The organism is Rhodococcus sp. IEGM 1306 (assembly GCF_036541985.1).
Taxonomy (GTDB): Bacteria; Actinomycetota; Actinomycetes; order Mycobacteriales; family Mycobacteriaceae; genus Rhodococcus_F; species Rhodococcus_F qingshengii.
Window position 1 is genome coordinate 93,139 of sequence record NZ_JAZHFF010000011.1, and the last position, 16,643, is coordinate 109,781.

Genomic DNA, 16,643 nt, shown 5'->3' on the forward strand with positions numbered 1-16,643 from the left:
CGATGACCCCGCCCGCATCCGACTCGTCGGGTGCGGGCACCGACAAGGAGATCCGTGTACGCCCTCGCCGACGGACACCAGCTGTATCCGACCCCGGACGGTGTTTGGCATTACCTGACACCGGACGAGAACGCGGTCACGATCGGCGCGCCGGCCGAAGACCTCGCGGAACTCGACAACTTTCTCAGGCGCTCTGGTTCGGTGCTCGGCCCGGGAGCTATCGAGATCGCCGACGCCCTCGTCTCTCGCGGCGTGCTGGCTGTTCCAGGTCAAGTGCCAGAGATTCCGCGCCCACAGCGTGTGCTGATGGACGGGATCGGGCCCGTTGCCGATGCTTGCATCGCCCTGCTCTCCAAGGCTCTTCCGCATCTCGAGGTCGTATCCACCACTGCGCCAATCGAAGACGATGTTGCGTCGTCGGACCTCGTACTGTCGGTTGCCGACGCTCCTCCTCACGACGCGTGGTCGGAACTCGATACCTGGTGCCGCCACAGCCGAACTCCGTGGCAACGCGTCCACACGGAGCTGGGTGAGATCTGCATCGGTCCCTTCTTCGACGGCATCGACAGCGCAAGCTACCGGGACGTCTGCGGTCGACGGCTTGCTGCGTCGCGCGTCCCGGATCATCTGCAGGCACTGTGGAATCACCTCGCCGGCAGCGAACCTCGCCCGCTCGAACTTTCACCCACCGCAGCCGCAATGGCCAGTGCGCTTGCATGTTCGGACGTCGTGGCTGGTGTGCATGGCGCACCGCCATCACACCTTCACCACCAGATCCGGATGAATCCGCGAACCCTCATGATGACTCGCCATCCCGTGCTACCACTGCCCGGCGGCGTTCTCGAACCCGCGCCGACGCTCCGGTGATCTCACTCGGCGTGAAGATCCCGGCAGCAGACGGTTCTTCGTTGGCTACGGATGTGCTTCTCCCACCGGATTCTTCACCGCGGGGACTGATCGTGATCCGCACCCCGTACGGGCGTGGATGGCATCTGGCGGAGGGGATCGAATGGCGATCACGAGGAATTGCATTCATCTCGCAGGACGTACGCGGACGGCACGATTCCACCGGCTCTTGGGTACCGTACGTCCACGAGCGCGAGGACGCCGCCGCCCTGGCCGAGTGGCTGCAGGATCAGCCGTGGACACCGGAGTGCGTCATCGCGAGCGGGGCTTCGTATGCGGCCGGAACCGCCTGGGCATTTGCTGCCGAGACCAACAGCGCCGATCGGTCATTTCGTGTAGACGGCGTCGTCTCCAAGGTGCCGACCATCGGAAGCGACCGCGTCAAACGTGATCCCTCGGGGATACTTCTCCTCGCCGAGCATCTGGCGTGGTGGGGCGAGCACGGAGATTCGTCTTCCTCCCGTGAGGGTTTCATCCCTGAACTGATGCGTTCGGATTCAGCTTTGCTGGAACATCTCCCGGTGCAGTCGATGATCGAGAAAGTCGGTCTGACCTCCGATTCACCGGGCTGGTTGACGCCGATCCTTCGCGCTCGTAAACGCGAAGACTTCGGTGGCGATGATCTGGTGTCCGCGGACGAACTCTCCGAACTCGACATCGCCGGGCTGCACATCGGCGGTTGGGACGATGCGATGATTCGGGAGACACTGCGGCACTTCACGTCCGTGGGGCGCGGGCCGCAGAGTTTGATCGTGGGCCCCTGGGCGCACGACCTCCGCCCTGGAATGGTCGGCGAGACAAGTTTCGGCCGCCTTCAGGTCGAGTGGATGGAATCGGTATTCGCTGCGCGGCCCCTGACCATCAATCGGGTATTCGACCGGGGTGTCGGCGAATGGTCGACCGAACCGTTTGTCACGGGTGCGAATCGCGTTCATCTCGAACCAGATCGGAAGGATGCGGCCTACAGCTTCCTGTATGACGCCTCACGGGACCGAAACAACTGTGTTGTCTTGACTTTCGATATCAAGCACGACTCCGTACTCTCCGGAACACCATCGGTGGAGCTGAAAGTGTATTCACCCGAGGGCGAAGCCGATTGGATCGCCGAACTGAGCGTCGTCGATCCCGCTGGAGTTACCAGATCGATCGCACGGGGCGCGGGTGTCAGCCTGCAGCCGACGATGGTGACCATCGATCTGGATCCCGTGTTGCACACTGTGCGCGCGGGTGATGTCTTGACGCTGCGGATCGCCGGCTCGGACTTCCCACGACTCGCACGCAATCTCGGAGACGGTGATCGCTATCGAGGAACACGCAGTACCGCACTGCACCAATCATTTTCCGGGTCGTTGACCCTGCCGATACTCGGAGGAACTGCCGGTGGATGACTTGCTGGTCGACGCCCGGAGCGGCGTGCTGACCTCACTGGAACCACACATTCGCTCGGACATGCCGACAGGCTGGGTCGGTTGGGCCGCGAGGGTGGCCGACACCAGAAACTTCGGCGGCAGCGGTTCACTGTTTCGCGCGGACCCTTACGGATTCGGGGCTTCTATACGCGACGATGCAGCAGCTCGCGGGGCGGCGACCGGTGAGGCCGTCGAAAGATATTGCGGCAACGTGGTCCCCGAGGATCTGGTCCGCAGCAGTGCATCAGCGCTGGAACTGGCCGGCTCACGGGTCGTCGATCCCGCTGAATTTGCGTTGTACAGCGAGGATCAGTACCGCCTTCCCGGATTCCCCTTTGTTCCCTTCACCTCTGATCTGAACATTCGCTGGGCATTGGGTCACACCATGGACGAAAAGGTGCCCACCTACGTGCCTGCGGCCCTGACTTATCTCGGGTACTACACAGGCACCCGTCGCTGCGAGCCACCGATCGCGTCGTTGCAGTACGCCGGAATCGCAGCGGGACGCTCACGCGACGAGGCCGAGATGTCAGCTCTGCTTGAACTTCTCGAACGCGATGCCACCGCGCTGTGGTGGTGCGGGGACCGGTCACAGCCGGCGATCGAGCTTTCCGACTGGGAGCGGTTGCCTGCGCACCGCCAACTCGGGGATCTGGAGAGCCAGACCCGGAGCGTTCGAGTGCTTCTGCTTCCCTCCCCCTTCGGCATTCCCGTCGCCACAGCGTGGATCCGCGATGACCGACGTGGACTGGTCGCGCTGGGCACAGCTTGTCGACCGACGGTGGAGGCGGCAGTCTCGAAGGCGCTTGTCGAGGCGTATGCCGTACTTGCCATCACGATCGACCTCGCCGACCCCGACGGGCCGACCTGGCGCAGCGTGGCGGACGGAACGCTGCCGGTGCACCTGTACAAACCCTTTCGGGCCGACCGTCGTTACCGGGACGAGTTCGATCCGCAATGGAAAGACGTCGTCGATCTGCCGACCGTTGCCCAACTTTATCTTGATCCCACGATGGCCCTGGCCGCGGAGGAACATCTCTTCGACTACACCGAAACACTCTCGGTATCAGAGATTCCCGTCGAAGCGCCGGTGGATCTGGCTTCTCTCGTAGCGCTTCTGACCTCACGGGGACACCAGCCGATTTCCGTCGATCTCACCACCGGCGACATCTCGATTGCCGGGTTGCACGTCGTCCGCGTCCTGACTCCGGGCCTGTACAACAACGCTCCGGCAGCCTTTCCCCTTCTTGGAGGTAGCAGATTGACCAGCGCATCAACCACCCATCTGCATCTGCCGGTACCTCTCGCATGAGATCTTTGCTCGTCGACCGCCGAACTGGGATCATTCGAGAGCTGGTCGACGCCGTTGTTCCCCAGCACTTTCCGCCCGAGTTCAAGCTGATTCACTCGTATGTCAGTGATTCAGCACGCTTTACACCCTGGTCCAGCGACTCGGCGGGCGCCGGATATTGCTTCGATCTGGGTGACCGTGCGCGGCCTACCGCAGCTGCGATAGGCGAAGCGGTGGAACGGTATTGCGGCAACATCGTCGCCAAACCGATCGTCCGCGGGTCGGCCGATGCCTTGATCGGAGCAAGCATCGAGCTGTCACAACTCGCGCGTTTCGACGCTGCCCAGTACGCGCGGCCACAGTTCCCGTTCGTCGAACCAACCGACGATCTGGAGATGGACTGGACTCGCGGAGCCGACCTGATCACGGGTTCGGATATCTGGGTACCGGCCGAACTCGTCTGGGGTTCGTATCCTCATTTCGTCGCCCGGACGGGTCCGGCGATCTCTCCGGTGGCTCAGGCGGGTCTCGCCGCCGGACCCTCGGTGAAGTTCGCAATCGACAATGCCTTGCGCGAGATAGTCGAACGAGACGCGATAACGTTGTCCTGGAACGGAAGACGCGGCGTTCGGATCGTCACCGGCATTCCCGAGGTGCTTCGGCGACTGGGGAATCACGGCACCCTCTCGACCAGGTGGTTGTCATTCGACAGCGATTTCGAGATCCCGGTGCTCGGCGCCCTCGTCCACGACGGACTCACCGGATACTCGACCATCGGTACCGCCTGCCACGAAGACGCGCAGACGGCTGCGTTCAAGTCACTCGGCGAAGCGCTTCAGCTGCAGCTGCTTTCCGCCGACTACGACAACCCGGAGAGCGGCATCGGTCGAGCCGCGGCCTCCCCGACCAGTCCGCTTGCGCCTTGGCGAGCTGACCGAAGCTATGCAGGCGCCTACCGATCGGATTTTGCCGACGTGATGGACTACGGATGCCACCTGCAGCTCCACCTGGACCCGGAGATCCAAGCACGATTCGAGAGTGAGCTGGTCGGTGCCGTCGTCGGCGAGGTGGGACTCGACTCTCTGACATCAGCCGCCGGCACCGAAAGCGCTCTGACGGCAGCCGGTTTCCGGCCGGCATGGGTCGATCTCACCACAACTGATGTTCTCCACGCCGGCCTGCACGTCGTCCGCGTCGTCGTACCCGGTTGTCTCACCAATGCGGCCGCCGGATTGCCGTTTCTCGGCTCGCCCCGACTAGTGGACAGTCTTGCCGGACGATCGGCTCGCACCATCCCATTGCCGCACTGACAGTTCGGGAACCGCCGCTTGCAACGACTCGGTGGTTTCCACCGCGTGGAACCACGTCGGCTTCGAGATCGCGGCATCCCGAATCACCTGCACGGCGCGCGCGGCGATAGCTGCCGTCGCGACCGACTGGCTACGCCCCGAAACCCACAGCGCCGGGCCGGCATCCGCTCGGGCCATCGCTACCCAACGATCCGAGCCCCACAGCTTCTTCGGCACGACCTTCTGTAGCGCGGGTGCCCACGTCATGGCCGCAAGTCCGAGCGTCGCGGTGGACGTGTCCAATCGCAGGTACGTCCTGACCGGAACACCGAGGTCTCGCGTCAACGCATGCTGGTCCGAAAAGTCGGCCCGCACAGCAGGACCGGTGCGGTAGCCGGTCACATCGGGCGGTATTCGAAACGTCTTCATCCCGGTGTAGTTGCGGACCGATCGTCCGTCGGGATCAGGAAACCTCGTGCCCAACATCCCGTACGTCCACGCCGTTGCGGCCGGCCCGTGTAGTTCTCCACCGCCGAGGCCGATCAGGATGTCCACGGGTCCGTCGCCGAGTCGATGCGCCTCGGTTGCAAGGACACTGGTCAATCCCGGCGCCAACCCGACGCCCATCAGAACTGGTCCGTCGACCGCTTCCAATTCTTCGCAGTAGCTCGAGGTCGCCGTGATGTCGACGAATGCCGCCCCACCGCGTACCGCTTCGTCTGCCAGGCCAACGTCCTCGAAACCCGACGCATTCACCACCACATCGAAGTCTCGAACCACAGTCGAATACGCGCCTGGTTCTTTAAGATCAACGACGACGTCCGCGCGGGCAGGATCACGGCCGGCGGAGTACGCGGAGATTTCGGGGACCTTCGCGAGTTGTTTCATCAGGGGAATCCCGACGGCACCGTAGCCACCGAGTACAAGAACCTTCGTCATTATTTCGCCTCCCGAGTCGCTAGAGTTCGACTCTAGAGTTAAACTCTAATCATGACTGAGGTTCTTCGGGAAGACACGTCGGCGCGGCGCAAGATCATCGAGGCAGCGCGTGAGGTTTTTGTCGATCCCGGCTACGCGGCCGCCACGATCAAGCAGCTTGCCGCGGCGGCGGGCGTGTCGGTGCAGAGTGTCTATTTCGTGTTCGGCAACAAGCCGAGCGTGCTGTCAGCACTACTCGACGTGGCCGTTGCGGGCGACGAGGAAAAGACGGCAACTCTCGACCGTCCGTGGGTGGCGGCAGCACTCGGCGCCCCACATCCACTCGGACAACTCCGGATTCAGGTTCACCACGGACGGCTCATTCTGGAACGCACCGCAGACATCCTGCTGGCACTGCGGGCCGCCGCTTCCGCCGACGAGGACGCCGCCCGTCTGTGGCAAATCAACCGCACTCAGAGACGCACGGTGCAGGAACATCTGATGGTCGGCATCGTCGAAAAAGCGCCAACCGTCGACCTCGAAACAGCCGTGAACGTCGCACTCACGCTGCTCAGTCCCGAGACCTATACAGACCTCGTGGTCGGCGCGGGTTGGACCGGCCAACAGTACGAAGAATGGGTGGTCAACACCCTTGCCGCCACCCTCGGCCTGGACCGAACCGTCAAATCCCGGAAGTAGCTGGGATTACTTGGTGGGCTTGTCGTCGATGTGCCGTGGGTTGTTCCACAGGCGCTCCGTCAGATCGTGGAGGACGGCAAGGGTGATCGTGTCGTCGTCCCGTCGGAGCAGAGACTGACTGACCGTCGCGCGCACCAACGTGGAGTCGGAGTGCACGAACTCCTTGACCGAGCCCGGCTCGGAACTCAGTTCACGATGGGCCTGCTCTGCACTGACGTCGTCGGCATCCTTGTCGTAGAGGATGTCCTGCAAACGCAACGCCGAGACGGCCTTCTTGGGATATCCCAGCATGTCAGCGAAGGACGGATTGGCAAAAACGATGCTGCCGTCGCGGTGAACGGCCATGACCGGCACCGGAAGCCTGTCGAGGAGAATCAGGGCAGGCATCTGCTCCAGATCCGCAATCGGCGATTGTGGCGGCTGCGCAACGTTGCGGCGGCGTTCCATAACACGTCCTCTCAAGTTGCCCGAGTCGACAACAGTCTAACTGCCCAGCAAATCGCGGGTTGACTTCCCGCCCGGATGCAGTGACGAATGCCCGAATCGTGCCCGCCTGAGTCACGCCGCGAGCGCCTCCTGATCCTCCGCCAAGGAACCGTCAACAACACGATAGACAGTATCCATCCGAGACAGGTGACTTCGGTCGTGTGTCACGAGAAGGGTTGCCGCCTCGCGTTCCCGCACCACCCCGATGATCAGATCCATGACAGCGGCACCGCGCTCCTGATCGAGCGCACTCGTGGGCTCGTCGACCACGAGAAGCTGCGGATCGTTCATCAATGCTCGCGCGAGATTGACGCGCTGTCGCTGCCCGCCCGACAGCTGGGACGGCCGTTTTCCGCTCTGATCCGCGAGCCCGACAGCGTCCAGCAAATCCATCGCTTTTGATTTCACGGCCTTGCGACGGGCCCGTGACGTGAACACGGACTGCCCCAGATGCGCCATCACCTCGAGCTGCTCCAGTGCAGTCAGCGAAGACACCAGGTTCGACTGTTGGAAGACGATGCCGATCGACGAGCGTCGCAGCTCCGACGCCGCCCGCCGACTCAGCGCAGCGATGTCAATGCTGCCTTCCGGCGTCCGGAGATAGACGTGCCCGGAATCCGGACGGATCAGCGTCGACGCCACCGCCAACAGGCTGGACTTGCCCGAACCCGAGGGCCCGGTGATCGCGGCGATCTCGCCGCGGTGCAGTCGCAGAGACACGTCGTCCAGCGCCGTCACCCGCGATTGCCCATCGGGAAACGTCAGATCGACGTTCTGGATGTCGAGAACTGTGGTGCCGGTTGTCATGGTCATCGTGCGCTCCCCAATGCTGTGAGTGGATCGGTGGTCGAGAGGAATCGAAGTGCAAAGGCCGCGCCGAGCAGGCCGAGTCCGATCAATGCCACGGCAGGTACGACGGTCGTGGATGCGTCCAGGACAAACGGCATGGCGTCACCGATCAGCGATCCGGCCACGGCCGTCAGCCCGATTCCGACGGTGACACCGGCAATCAGAACGATGAGCGCCTGACCCAGTGCGTCGCGCACCAGCGAACCGGTAGTCGCACCGAGCGCTTTCAGCGTCGCGATGTCCGGAGTTCGCTGGATCGTCCACACCGTGAAGAACGCACCGATCACCAGGGCTGAGATCGCGAACAACATGAGCGTCATCAACGTCAACGACCCGTTCTCCGACTTGTACGAACCGATCGCGTCGAGCGAACCGCTGACCGTCGTCGACGTCGTCGCAGCCGCCTTGTCCGTTGCGGAAGCGTCGGAGGCTCCGGTGACAGCCAGTACTGTCGCAACTCCGCCGCGCGGATTGGCCGCCTGCCAGTCGTCGAGCGTCATCCAGACGACGGGCGAATGGCTGTACCAGTCGTCACCGCGAACGGCGCTGACGGTGAACTGCTTCGTACCGACACTCACCTGATCGCCGGCGCCCGCCCCCAGATCGCGGGCGGCACCTTCGCTCAACACCACCGTGCCTGACGCCGACGGCGTCACGTCACCGAAACCGCCATCAGCGCCGAACAGGGCCACCGACTTCTGATTTCCGTCGGCCAATCCCGCTTTCCCGCGACCGATTCCGATGGGATCGACGTCCTTCGACGTGGAGGTCCAAGCGTTGACCTGGTCCTGCGTGAGCGCCGACTCGTCGAACGACGCCCCGGCTCCGGTGTCGGCGAACACCACCGTGTCGGCATTCATGGCCTCGATGGCCGACACGTTCTGATGGCGAAGTCCTGCAGTCAACCCGCTGAGAAAACTGACCAGAAGTGCAACCAACAGAACCACGACGGAGATCAGCGCGAAACGACCTCGCGCTGCCCGTAAGTCCCTCATTGCGACAAACACTGTGAATTCCTTTCCTGTGCTTGCCTCTACGCTCTCGCAGATGCAGACTCTTTCCATCGCACCTCGGATCGACATTCCAGCGCTCGAAAGAACCATCCCGGTTTACAACTTTTGATGGATGAACCAGGCCCGAACCTCGCTAAGCTGGGCGAGATGCACCGATCTCCGCTCACGCCTGTCTTCGCCGGCCTACAACTGGGCCTGCATGTCCTTGTCATGGCGCTGGCCGGTGTGGTGTTTCTTCGAGCGCTGATCGACGAATCCGACCTGACCGCAACAATCATCGCGTTGGCCGTGATCTTCGTTGCCGTCTATCTTTTCGGGGTCGCCAAAAGGCTGCGCGGCAACGCTGCCCGCTGGTGGCTGGCCGTGCTGACCCTCGTCTGGATCGCGACGATGGCGGTATCCGCCGACGCCGCCTACCTCGCGTTCGGACTCTTCTTCCTCTATCTCCATATTCTGCGACGCCCCTGGAGTCTTCTCGCCGTCACCGCGGCAACGGCTGTCGCCGTGGTCGGCACCGGCCTGCATCGTGGATGGACGATTGCCGGCGCCGTCGGCCCGATCATCGGCGCTGCCGTAGCGGTTGCAATCGGCCTCGGATATCAAGCGCTGTACCGCGAGGCAGCCGAGCGCGGTCGTCTCATCGACGAGTTGATGAATACTCGTCAAGAATTGGCGTCGACGTCTCGCGATGCCGGAAAATTCGCGGAACGTGAAAGACTCGCCGCCGAGATTCACGACACCGTGGCCCAGGGACTTTCGAGCATCCAGATGCTCCTTCACGCTGCCGAACGCGCCGATCCGGACAGCCCGGCCATCCGTCAGATCAGCCTCGCACGGGAAACTGCCGCGGACAGTCTTGCCGAAACCCGCCAACTCATAGCCGAATTGACGCCCGCGGCCTTGGACGGTCAGTCGCTCGCCGACGCGCTTCGTCGAATCTGCGAACGCGCGAGCAGTCCTGAACTGGAAGCGCGCTCCGTGGTCGAAGGCGAGGCAGTGCGGCTGCCGATGCCCCTCGAAGCAACATTGGTACGCATCGCTCAGGGCGCGGTGTCCAATGTTCTCCGCCATGCCGATGCAACCAGAATGGCTGTGACACTGACCTATTCCGATGACACCGTCAGCCTCGACGTGGTCGACAACGGTCGCGGTTTCGACGTGGCAGTTCTCGAACGTGGCCCGGCGGAATCTTTTGGCCTCAACGCAATTCGCCGGCGCGTCGAACTGCAGGGCGGGACTTTCTCCATCGAGTCCGAGCCGGGACACACGGCCGTCGCAGTGACGTTTCCTCTCGAAGTCGGCGAACCGTGATCCGCCTGCTGCTCGCCGACGATCACGCGATCGTGCGCGCCGGGTTACGAGCGCTGCTCGAAAGCGAAGCCGACATCGAGGTAGTCGGCGAAGCGGGCACCGCCGAGGAAGCCATAGCCTTCTGCGCCACCACGCCGGTCGACCTCGTGCTCATGGACCTGCGATTCGGCCCCGGGAAGACGGGCGTCGACGCCACCCGCGCGGTGTGCGCGCTGCCGAATCCGCCGCACGTACTCGTCGTGACCAACTACGACACGGATGCAGACATCTTGAGCGCTGTCGAGGCCGGGGCCAGCGGGTACTTACTCAAGGACACACCACCGGTCGAGTTGCTGTCAGCCGTCCGTGCCGCTGCGAGCGGGGACAGCGTTCTCTCCCCCGCCATCGCGTCGAAGCTCATGACTCGGGTACGCAAACCCGAAACCAGCCTCAGCCCAAGGGAAATCGAAGTTCTGAAGTTGGTGGCGGCGGGTCGCTCCAACCGAGAGATCGGCAAAGAACTGTTCCTGAGTGAGACCACGGTCAAGTCGCACCTGGTTCACATCTTCGGCAAGTTGGGAGTGAAGTCGCGGACGTCGGCGGTAGCTCGTGCGCGGGAGCTGGGTTCGATCTGACATTTGCCCGAATTGTCGAAAGTAGCTGGACAGCAGCAATTTTCGCCTACGATTCTCTTGTGTTCGAAACTTTGTTCGATTAAACTTTGAGCATGGACAGTCGGGAAGCGTGGCAGCTGGATGGCGAGGACCTCAAGAGTGAGGTTCTGGATCTGGCGCGCGCCCGGCACGAGTTGCAGTCACGGATGGTGTTGTTGATCGTGGAGATGTTTTCCCGTGAGGTTCTCGGCGGGAAGGGTTTTCGGGCGATCGCGCAGTGGTTGCATGGTTCGACGAATCTGGAGATCGGTGAGTGCAGCCTGCTGGTCGGGTTGGCGCGGTTGTTGATGCTCGAACCTGTTGTCGCGGATGCATTCCATCGCGGTGACGTGGATGCGTTGAAGGCGCGGCAGGTGGCGTCGTTTTGTCAGCATCCGCCGAAGAACATGACCCTGGCGGATGTGGACAAGGCCCGCGGGATTCTGTTGGGGTTGGCGTCGAAGAACATCGCCGATTGTGATGCGGTGCGGGCAGCGATCCGGCGGATCGAGAAGCAGTACGGCAAGCGTGAGGACGGCGTTCCGGTGGGTGAGGATTCGGAGCGTAACGAGTTCTACGCCTCGAAAGGCTTGTACGGGCGGGTGTCGGTGAAGGGTGATTTGGATGCGGTGAACGGGGCGCGTCTGCTCACGTTGTTGTCGAGTCTGTCGGCTCCGACGCCGGAGAAGGACGGCGTGAAGGACACGCGTACTCCGGCGCTGCGGCGGGCGGACGGGTTCTGCGAATTGTTGCGCCGGTATGAGCGGGCGGGGTTGGGTCCGATCGAGGGCGGGGTGAAACCGCACATCACGGTGACCGCGTCCGCGAAAGACATGACGGACCTTAGAGCCTTGAAAGACCTCCTGCCGTCCACGGAGGAACTCGGGTTCGCATGGACGGACTGGGTGGGCCCGATCAGTATCGACACCGCACGGATGCTCGCCTGCGACTGCACCGTGACGCGGATCTTGTTGGACGAGAATGGTGTTCCGCTCGACTGCGGTAAGGAAGCGAGAACAGCAACGGTGCCGCAGCGGCGGGCGTTGGCAGTTCGCGATGGCGGTTGCGCGTTCCCAGGGTGCGGAACACCATCCGGGTGGTGCGATGCCCACCATATTGTTCACTGGAACGACGGCGGCCCAACAGATCTCGACAATCTGATCTTGTTGTGCGGTCATCACCACCGGACGCTGCACCACACGGAGTGGCGGGTGGAGATCGGTCCCGACCGAAAAACAGTGTTCTACCCACCCATGTCGATCGATCCGTATCAACAGCCGATCGGCGGGAACAGCCCACCGACAGCGGCGTGAACCGACATAACTGAAAAGGCCAGCGTGTGCACCGGGGAAGAATCATGCCCCGGGGCATACGCTGGCCTTTTCGGCTGCGCTCGATGTCCGTCTTGCGACAGCATCTGTCTCCACTTCGACACGCCGGACCCATAGGGTCGAGGCATGTCTTTCTGCGAACCCGCCCGCGTTGTCACCGTCACGTCCCTGACCCCGCACATGCGGCGAATCAGCATCGAGGCAGAAGGCGACTGGCACTGGCCGACCGGCGGACAAGGCGACGAGCGCATCGACCTCGCGTTTCCGAAACCCGGTGAAACAGAAGCAGAATACGACTACTTCAACAATCCCGACTACGGCAAGGCCGATCTCGGAACCGAGCCACCGTGGCGGCACTACACCGTGCGCAAGGTGCACGACGGCGGCCGACGTCTGGACATCGACTTCGTCGTGCACCCTGGCGGTATTGCAGCGGATTGGGCCCTGCGGGCCGAACCAGGTCACCTACTAGGCGTCTTCTGGTCGGACAGTTCGCGGTCCCACTACCAAGCACCGGCGGGTCCTCGCTGGCAGCTGCTGGTCGCAGACGCCACGGGTCTCCCCGGACTGGGCAGGATTGTCGAAGAACTTCGAGAGGGCGATGTCGCACAAGCGATCATCGAGGTCGAAACCGAGGAGGATCGACAGGAATTTGTCACTCGCGGCGACGTCACATACACGTGGCTCGTGGGGAGTGGCCTCGGAAAGGCGCCGAGCGCGCTGTTCGAGGCTGTGGAGAAGGTCGAGTTTCCCGAATCCGAAACGGCCGACGTCTACGCGTGGGTGGCGTGCGAAAGCGCAACCAGCCGTCGTATTCGTAAGCATCTAAGGGATGTTCGAGGAATTGCTCGCGACAAGCACAATGTTGTCGGGTACTGGCGAGAGGGCGCCGACGGCCACGTTTCCGGCATGAACAGCGAGGAAGTCACCGTCGGCGCCTGAGCGCCGTGATCACTCTGCCGGCAGCGTGTCGGTAGATTCTGTGTGAGCCTGCTGCGCGTCAGCCGACTTTTCCGCCAGCATCTCGAACAGTGCTCGGCGTGCCTCGGCGAGAATTGCCTCGGCCTTGGCTACCTGCTCAGCGGTCCCACCTGCGGCTACCGCAACAGCGGCACCTCGGAGTAGGCCCATCGCGGGACGGAGCGCTGCGCCTGCTTCACCGAAGTGAGGCCGACCGTGTCCGCGCTGGTCAAATCGACCGCGCCGGCCTTCGGGGCGTCCTTCTGCTCGGTCTTCGAAGCGACCCTCGGGTCGCTCGCCCTCGAATCCTCGACGGAAACCGTGTCCACGATGCGGGCCTCGGCGGCCATGCTCGCGACGTTCTTGCATTTCTGGGTTGTTGTGTGGGGCGTACATGTTGTCCTCCTGGACTGTCTGTGTTTGTTTGACGTATCGACGATATATCGACAATAGATCGAACGCAAGAGTTCGTAGAATAATTCCCGCACCCTCGTCCGGATACGCTGAAGCCGTGAACACGGATCTACAAGCCCAGGCCGCGGACGCCCTACGCCGCCTCGCACTCGACGAATCCCTGAAAGAACGCACCATGGCGGACGCTGCGACGGCAGCACTCGCACGGAAAGTCGCCGCTCGCTACATCGGCGGCGAAACCATCGACGACGCTTTCGACCGACTCCCCTCGATCTTCGCGCGAGGACACAAGGCGAGCATCGAATACACCGGGGAAAGCGTCCGGGATCCCGAACTCGCGAACGCCGAAACCGATGTGTTCGTGGAATTGGCGGAACGGATCGGAACGTCGGGCGTCGACAGCACCGTGTCGTTCGACCTCTCGCACATCGGCTTGGTCATCGATCCGGAGCAGTGCTTTCGCAATGTCGTGCGCCTGGCCGAGACCACGGAACGCGCAGGTGCCGAGCTGATCATCTCTGCCGAGGCGTCCGACCGCACCGACCTGGTCCTCGACATGCACGCGCGACTGGCCGAGCGGTTCACTCACGTGGGGATCACCGTTCAGGCCCGACTGCACCGCACGGCAAAGGATCTCGCCGCTCTGCTGAACCGACCCGGTCGCATCCGTCTCGTGAAGGGCGCCTTCCTCGAAGCCGAGTCCGTCGCCTACCCACGCGGTAGTGCCGAACTGCGCAGCGCGTATCTCGACTACGCAGCCCGGATCGTCGACTCGGGTCACCAGGTCTCCATCGCGACACATGACCGCGACATCCTCGAAGCACTACGCGCCGAGCATGATTCGAAGCTCAGAGGCGAGCACGTCGAGTTCGAGATGCTGCTCGGCCTCGGCACCGAGCAACTGGACGCACTCCGAGGAGCAGGCTTCACCACACGCGAATACGTCATCTTCGGAACACAGTGGTGGCTGTACGTACTCAATCGCATCGCCGAAGAACCGGAGCGTGTCTACACCGCGCTCATCGACGCTGCGCTCATCAGCACTGCAAACTAGATCTCCAACAACAGAAGTGGGGCCGCACTCGAATCGAGTGCAGCCCCACTTGTGTCAGTTTCTAGCTCTCCAGAAACGCCTTGATGCGCGCCAGAGTAGTTTCCATTCCGGTCTGCATCAGCTGATCTCGACCCCGACCGAGTAGGCCGCTACCCGACATCATGCGCACGTAAAGCGCAGGCGTCGCATAGATCTCACGAGTCTCGGTAAGCACGGTGCCCGTTCCCGAAGGCTCGAGCACAAAGGTCCACCGCGCTTTCGGCTCGTCCGATTCGAAGGAGAACCTCCGGCAGTCGACCACGTCGACCACCGTGCAGTGCGTGCTCCACCGAATCAGACCATGCTTGTTGGTGCCCTTGAACTTTGCACCCACAGTGCCCGGAGTTCCGGAAGTCCATGTTCCACCGGTATTTTCAGGACTGAAGCGACCCATACCTTCGATGTCGCTGACAACCTTCCACACCGATACTGGCGTTGCCTCGATGTACGCGCTGGCGGTTTCCACCCGTTACCGGCCCGGAACCCAGGACATGATCTTGATGGCGTGAGGCATGAGCTTTGCCCACACCTTGGCCGGAAGTCCGCGCGGTCCACCGAGATTCATGACGCGAGTGGTGGCAACGGTCTGCGGTTCGGTGTACTTGATCAGCCCCTCGGCGCCGTGACGACGACCGACGCCCGAGACACCCATACCGCCCATCGGTGCTGCGGTGCTGCCCCAGGTCGGTGCGTAACCCTCGTCGACGTTGACGGTGCCGGCGTGGATGCGCGCTGCGATGGCTTCACCGGCAGCCTTGCTTCCCGCCCACACACTGGCGTTGAGGCCGTACTCGGTGTCGTTGGCCGCAGCGATGGCCTCTTCGACGTCCTTGACGGGGTAGATCGAGACGAGCGGCCCGAAGGTCTCGTCGCGGTAGCACTCGGCGTCTTCGGGAACCCCGGTGAGCAGGGTGGGCTCGTAGAACAGCGGTCCGATGTCCGGCCGAGCCTTGCCACCGGCAATGACGGTGGCGCCCTTGACCACTGCGTCATCGACATGAGCGGAGATTGCCTTGACCTGCGCCTCGGAGACGAGGCTGCCCATCTCGATTCCGAATTCGTATCCGGCGGCGAGGTTCATCTTCTTGACGCGGTCACCGAACATGCGGATGAACTCGGGTGCGATGGACTCTTCGACGTAGATGCGCTCGATGGAGATGCACAGCTGACCGGAGTTGGAGAAGCACGCACGCACAGCGGCGTCGGTGACCTCGCGCAGGTCTGCGCCGGCCGCGACGATCATCGGGTTCTTGCCACCGAGTTCGGCGGAGAAGCCGATCAGTCGACGGCCGGCCTGCTCGGCGAGGAGCTGACCGGTCGCGGTGGAACCGGTGAACATGAGGTAGTCGGTGTTCTCAACCAGGGCGGTGCCGACGACGGAGCCCGGCCCGGGAACCACGGCGAAGAGGTCGCGAGGCAGACCCGCCTTGTAGAGCAGTTCGACGCAGGCGAGCGCGCAGTACGGTGTCTGGCTGTCCGGCTTGAGGACAACGGCGTTACCGGCGAGCAGCGCGGCGATGGCGTCGGACACGGCCAGCGTCATCGGGTAGTTCCACGGCGAGATGACGCCGACGACACCCTTGGGCTGGTAGCGGACGACGGTCTTCGTCAGGCCCGGGAGCATGCCGGAGACGCGACGCGGACGCAGCAGCTTCGGAGCCACACGTGCGTAGTGCCGCGACGTCATCGAGATGTCGAGGACTTCTTCCTGAGCTGCGGTACGCGACTTTCCGGTCTCGGCCTGAGCCATGTCCATGAGGGCGTCGCGGTTCTCGAGGATGAGATCGCGGTAGCGGTGGAAGACGGCGGCGCGATCGAGGACGGAGCGCTTGGCCCATTCCTTCTGGGCGACGCGGGCACGGGCGATGGCCGCAAGTGCGTCGTCGGCGGTGCCGACGGGGATGGTCGCCAGCTCCTTGCCGGTGAACACCTCGGTGATGGACTTCGTCGGGCGATCGGCAACATTGTCGATGGCGATCAGATCGGCGAGCCGCGAGAAGGTCGCAGCGGACGGAGCTGGCATTTCAGTACCCCTACTGGTG

17 protein-coding genes are annotated in these 16,643 nt (G+C 63.0%); 10 read left to right on the forward strand and 7 right to left on the reverse strand.

Translation table 11 applies throughout. The features are described from left to right. Positions 1 to 54: 54 nt before the first annotated feature. Genes V3587_RS25655 through V3587_RS25670 form a run of 4 tightly spaced genes read left to right on the forward strand, consistent with a single transcriptional unit; the run spans position 55 to position 4,916 of the window. Positions 55 to 867 (forward strand): hypothetical protein, encoded by an 813-nt coding sequence (locus tag V3587_RS25655; RefSeq protein WP_042453280.1) that lies wholly within the window; start codon positions 55 to 57, stop codon positions 865 to 867. Next, positions 864 to 2,294: a CocE/NonD family hydrolase gene (locus V3587_RS25660; protein WP_042453282.1), complete on the forward strand. Its 1,431-nt coding sequence runs from the start codon at positions 864 to 866 to the stop codon at positions 2,292 to 2,294. Before V3587_RS25655 ends, V3587_RS25660 begins: the two co-directional genes overlap by 4 nt. After that, a complete protein-coding gene (locus V3587_RS25665; protein WP_283377345.1) occupies positions 2,287 to 3,627 on the forward strand; it encodes a YcaO-like family protein in 1,341 nt (446 codons plus the stop codon). Before V3587_RS25660 ends, V3587_RS25665 begins: the two co-directional genes overlap by 8 nt. Continuing rightward, complete coding sequence (locus V3587_RS25670) at positions 3,624 to 4,916, forward strand: YcaO-like family protein (protein ID WP_283377346.1); 1,293 nt, start codon at positions 3,624 to 3,626, stop codon at positions 4,914 to 4,916. The genes V3587_RS25665 and V3587_RS25670 overlap by 4 nt, the downstream gene beginning before the upstream one ends. On the opposite strand, the gene V3587_RS25675 is transcribed toward V3587_RS25670, so the two are convergent. Further along, positions 4,863 to 5,834 (reverse strand): hypothetical protein, encoded by a 972-nt coding sequence (locus tag V3587_RS25675; protein WP_073513178.1) that lies wholly within the window; start codon positions 5,832 to 5,834, stop codon positions 4,863 to 4,865. The genes V3587_RS25670 and V3587_RS25675 overlap by 54 nt on opposite strands. A 51-nt stretch (positions 5,835 to 5,885) precedes the next feature. Here V3587_RS25675 and V3587_RS25680 point away from each other — a divergent pair, with 51 nt between their 5' ends. Further along, on the forward strand, positions 5,886 to 6,512 hold the full coding sequence (locus tag V3587_RS25680; protein ID WP_003943606.1) for a TetR/AcrR family transcriptional regulator: 627 nt from the start codon (positions 5,886 to 5,888) through the stop codon (positions 6,510 to 6,512). 6 nt (positions 6,513 to 6,518) lie between these two features. Here the strand turns inward: V3587_RS25680 and V3587_RS25685 are convergent, their stop codons facing one another. The 3 genes from V3587_RS25685 to V3587_RS25695 all read right to left on the reverse strand — a co-directional run bounded on the left by V3587_RS25685 (position 6,519) and on the right by V3587_RS25695 (position 8,854). Further along, positions 6,519 to 6,959, reverse strand: a complete 441-nt coding sequence (locus V3587_RS25685; protein WP_003943598.1) for a PAS domain S-box protein — start codon at positions 6,957 to 6,959, stop codon at positions 6,519 to 6,521. 111 nt (positions 6,960 to 7,070) lie between these two features. After that, on the reverse strand, positions 7,071 to 7,811 hold the full coding sequence (locus tag V3587_RS25690) for an ABC transporter ATP-binding protein (RefSeq protein ID WP_283377347.1): 741 nt from the start codon (positions 7,809 to 7,811) through the stop codon (positions 7,071 to 7,073). Further along, positions 7,808 to 8,854: an ABC transporter permease gene (locus tag V3587_RS25695; RefSeq protein WP_030535886.1), complete on the reverse strand. Its 1,047-nt coding sequence runs from the start codon at positions 8,852 to 8,854 to the stop codon at positions 7,808 to 7,810. The genes V3587_RS25690 and V3587_RS25695 overlap by 4 nt, the downstream gene beginning before the upstream one ends. 114 nt (positions 8,855 to 8,968) lie before the next feature. On the opposite strand from V3587_RS25695, the gene V3587_RS25700 reads away from it, so the two are divergent. The 4 genes from V3587_RS25700 to V3587_RS25715 all read left to right on the forward strand — a co-directional run bounded on the left by V3587_RS25700 (position 8,969) and on the right by V3587_RS25715 (position 13,076). Then, positions 8,969 to 10,171: a sensor histidine kinase gene (locus V3587_RS25700; protein WP_283377348.1), complete on the forward strand. Its 1,203-nt coding sequence runs from the start codon at positions 8,969 to 8,971 to the stop codon at positions 10,169 to 10,171. Continuing rightward, positions 10,168 to 10,785, forward strand: coding sequence for a response regulator (locus tag V3587_RS25705; protein WP_003943536.1), 618 nt, complete (start codon positions 10,168 to 10,170; stop codon positions 10,783 to 10,785). The genes V3587_RS25700 and V3587_RS25705 overlap by 4 nt, the downstream gene beginning before the upstream one ends. Before the next feature lie 92 nt (positions 10,786 to 10,877). After that, a complete protein-coding gene (locus V3587_RS25710; protein ID WP_283377349.1) occupies positions 10,878 to 12,116 on the forward strand; it encodes an HNH endonuclease signature motif containing protein in 1,239 nt (412 codons plus the stop codon). Between the two features lie 144 nt (positions 12,117 to 12,260). Beyond that, entirely contained in the window at positions 12,261 to 13,076 is an 816-nt protein-coding gene (locus tag V3587_RS25715; RefSeq protein ID WP_283377350.1) for a siderophore-interacting protein, read from the forward strand. 9 nt (positions 13,077 to 13,085) lie between these two features. Here the strand turns inward: V3587_RS25715 and V3587_RS25720 are convergent, their stop codons facing one another. Next, positions 13,086 to 13,490 (reverse strand): hypothetical protein, encoded by a 405-nt coding sequence (locus V3587_RS25720; RefSeq protein ID WP_283377351.1) that lies wholly within the window; start codon positions 13,488 to 13,490, stop codon positions 13,086 to 13,088. Between the two features lie 115 nt (positions 13,491 to 13,605). On the opposite strand from V3587_RS25720, the gene V3587_RS25725 reads away from it, so the two are divergent. Further along, positions 13,606 to 14,562 carry a proline dehydrogenase family protein gene (locus tag V3587_RS25725; RefSeq protein WP_063315300.1) on the forward strand — a complete coding sequence of 319 codons (957 nt, stop codon included), beginning with the start codon at positions 13,606 to 13,608 and terminating at the stop codon, positions 14,560 to 14,562. Between the two features lie 61 nt (positions 14,563 to 14,623). Here V3587_RS25725 and V3587_RS25730 read toward each other — a convergent pair whose 3' ends face one another. Both V3587_RS25730 and V3587_RS25735 read right to left on the reverse strand, forming a co-directional pair. After that, positions 14,624 to 15,067 carry an SRPBCC family protein gene (locus tag V3587_RS25730; RefSeq protein WP_003943564.1) on the reverse strand — a complete coding sequence of 148 codons (444 nt, stop codon included), beginning with the start codon at positions 15,065 to 15,067 and terminating at the stop codon, positions 14,624 to 14,626. Between the two features lie 3 nt (positions 15,068 to 15,070). After that, positions 15,071 to 16,624: a succinic semialdehyde dehydrogenase gene (locus tag V3587_RS25735; RefSeq protein ID WP_003943578.1), complete on the reverse strand. Its 1,554-nt coding sequence runs from the start codon at positions 16,622 to 16,624 to the stop codon at positions 15,071 to 15,073. Between the last annotated feature and the right edge of the window lie 19 nt (positions 16,625 to 16,643).

Coding starts and splice junctions, on each gene's coding strand:
- V3587_RS25710 (WP_283377349.1), top strand. CDS start 10,878: ATGGACAGTCGGGAAGCGTGGCAGCTGGATGGCGAGGACCTCAAGAGT.
- V3587_RS25715 (WP_283377350.1), top strand. CDS start 12,261: ATGTCTTTCTGCGAACCCGCCCGCGTTGTCACCGTCACGTCCCTGACC.
- V3587_RS25735 (WP_003943578.1), bottom strand. CDS start 16,624: ATGCCAGCTCCGTCCGCTGCGACCTTCTCGCGGCTCGCCGATCTGATC.
- V3587_RS25690 (WP_283377347.1), bottom strand. CDS start 7,811: ATGACCATGACAACCGGCACCACAGTTCTCGACATCCAGAACGTCGAT.
- V3587_RS25700 (WP_283377348.1), top strand. CDS start 8,969: ATGGATGAACCAGGCCCGAACCTCGCTAAGCTGGGCGAGATGCACCGA.
- V3587_RS25680 (WP_003943606.1), top strand. CDS start 5,886: ATGACTGAGGTTCTTCGGGAAGACACGTCGGCGCGGCGCAAGATCATC.
- V3587_RS25685 (WP_003943598.1), bottom strand. CDS start 6,959: ATGGAACGCCGCCGCAACGTTGCGCAGCCGCCACAATCGCCGATTGCG.
- V3587_RS25675 (WP_073513178.1), bottom strand. CDS start 5,834: ATGACGAAGGTTCTTGTACTCGGTGGCTACGGTGCCGTCGGGATTCCC.
- V3587_RS25670 (WP_283377346.1), top strand. CDS start 3,624: ATGAGATCTTTGCTCGTCGACCGCCGAACTGGGATCATTCGAGAGCTG.
- V3587_RS25720 (WP_283377351.1), bottom strand. CDS start 13,490: ATGTACGCCCCACACAACAACCCAGAAATGCAAGAACGTCGCGAGCAT.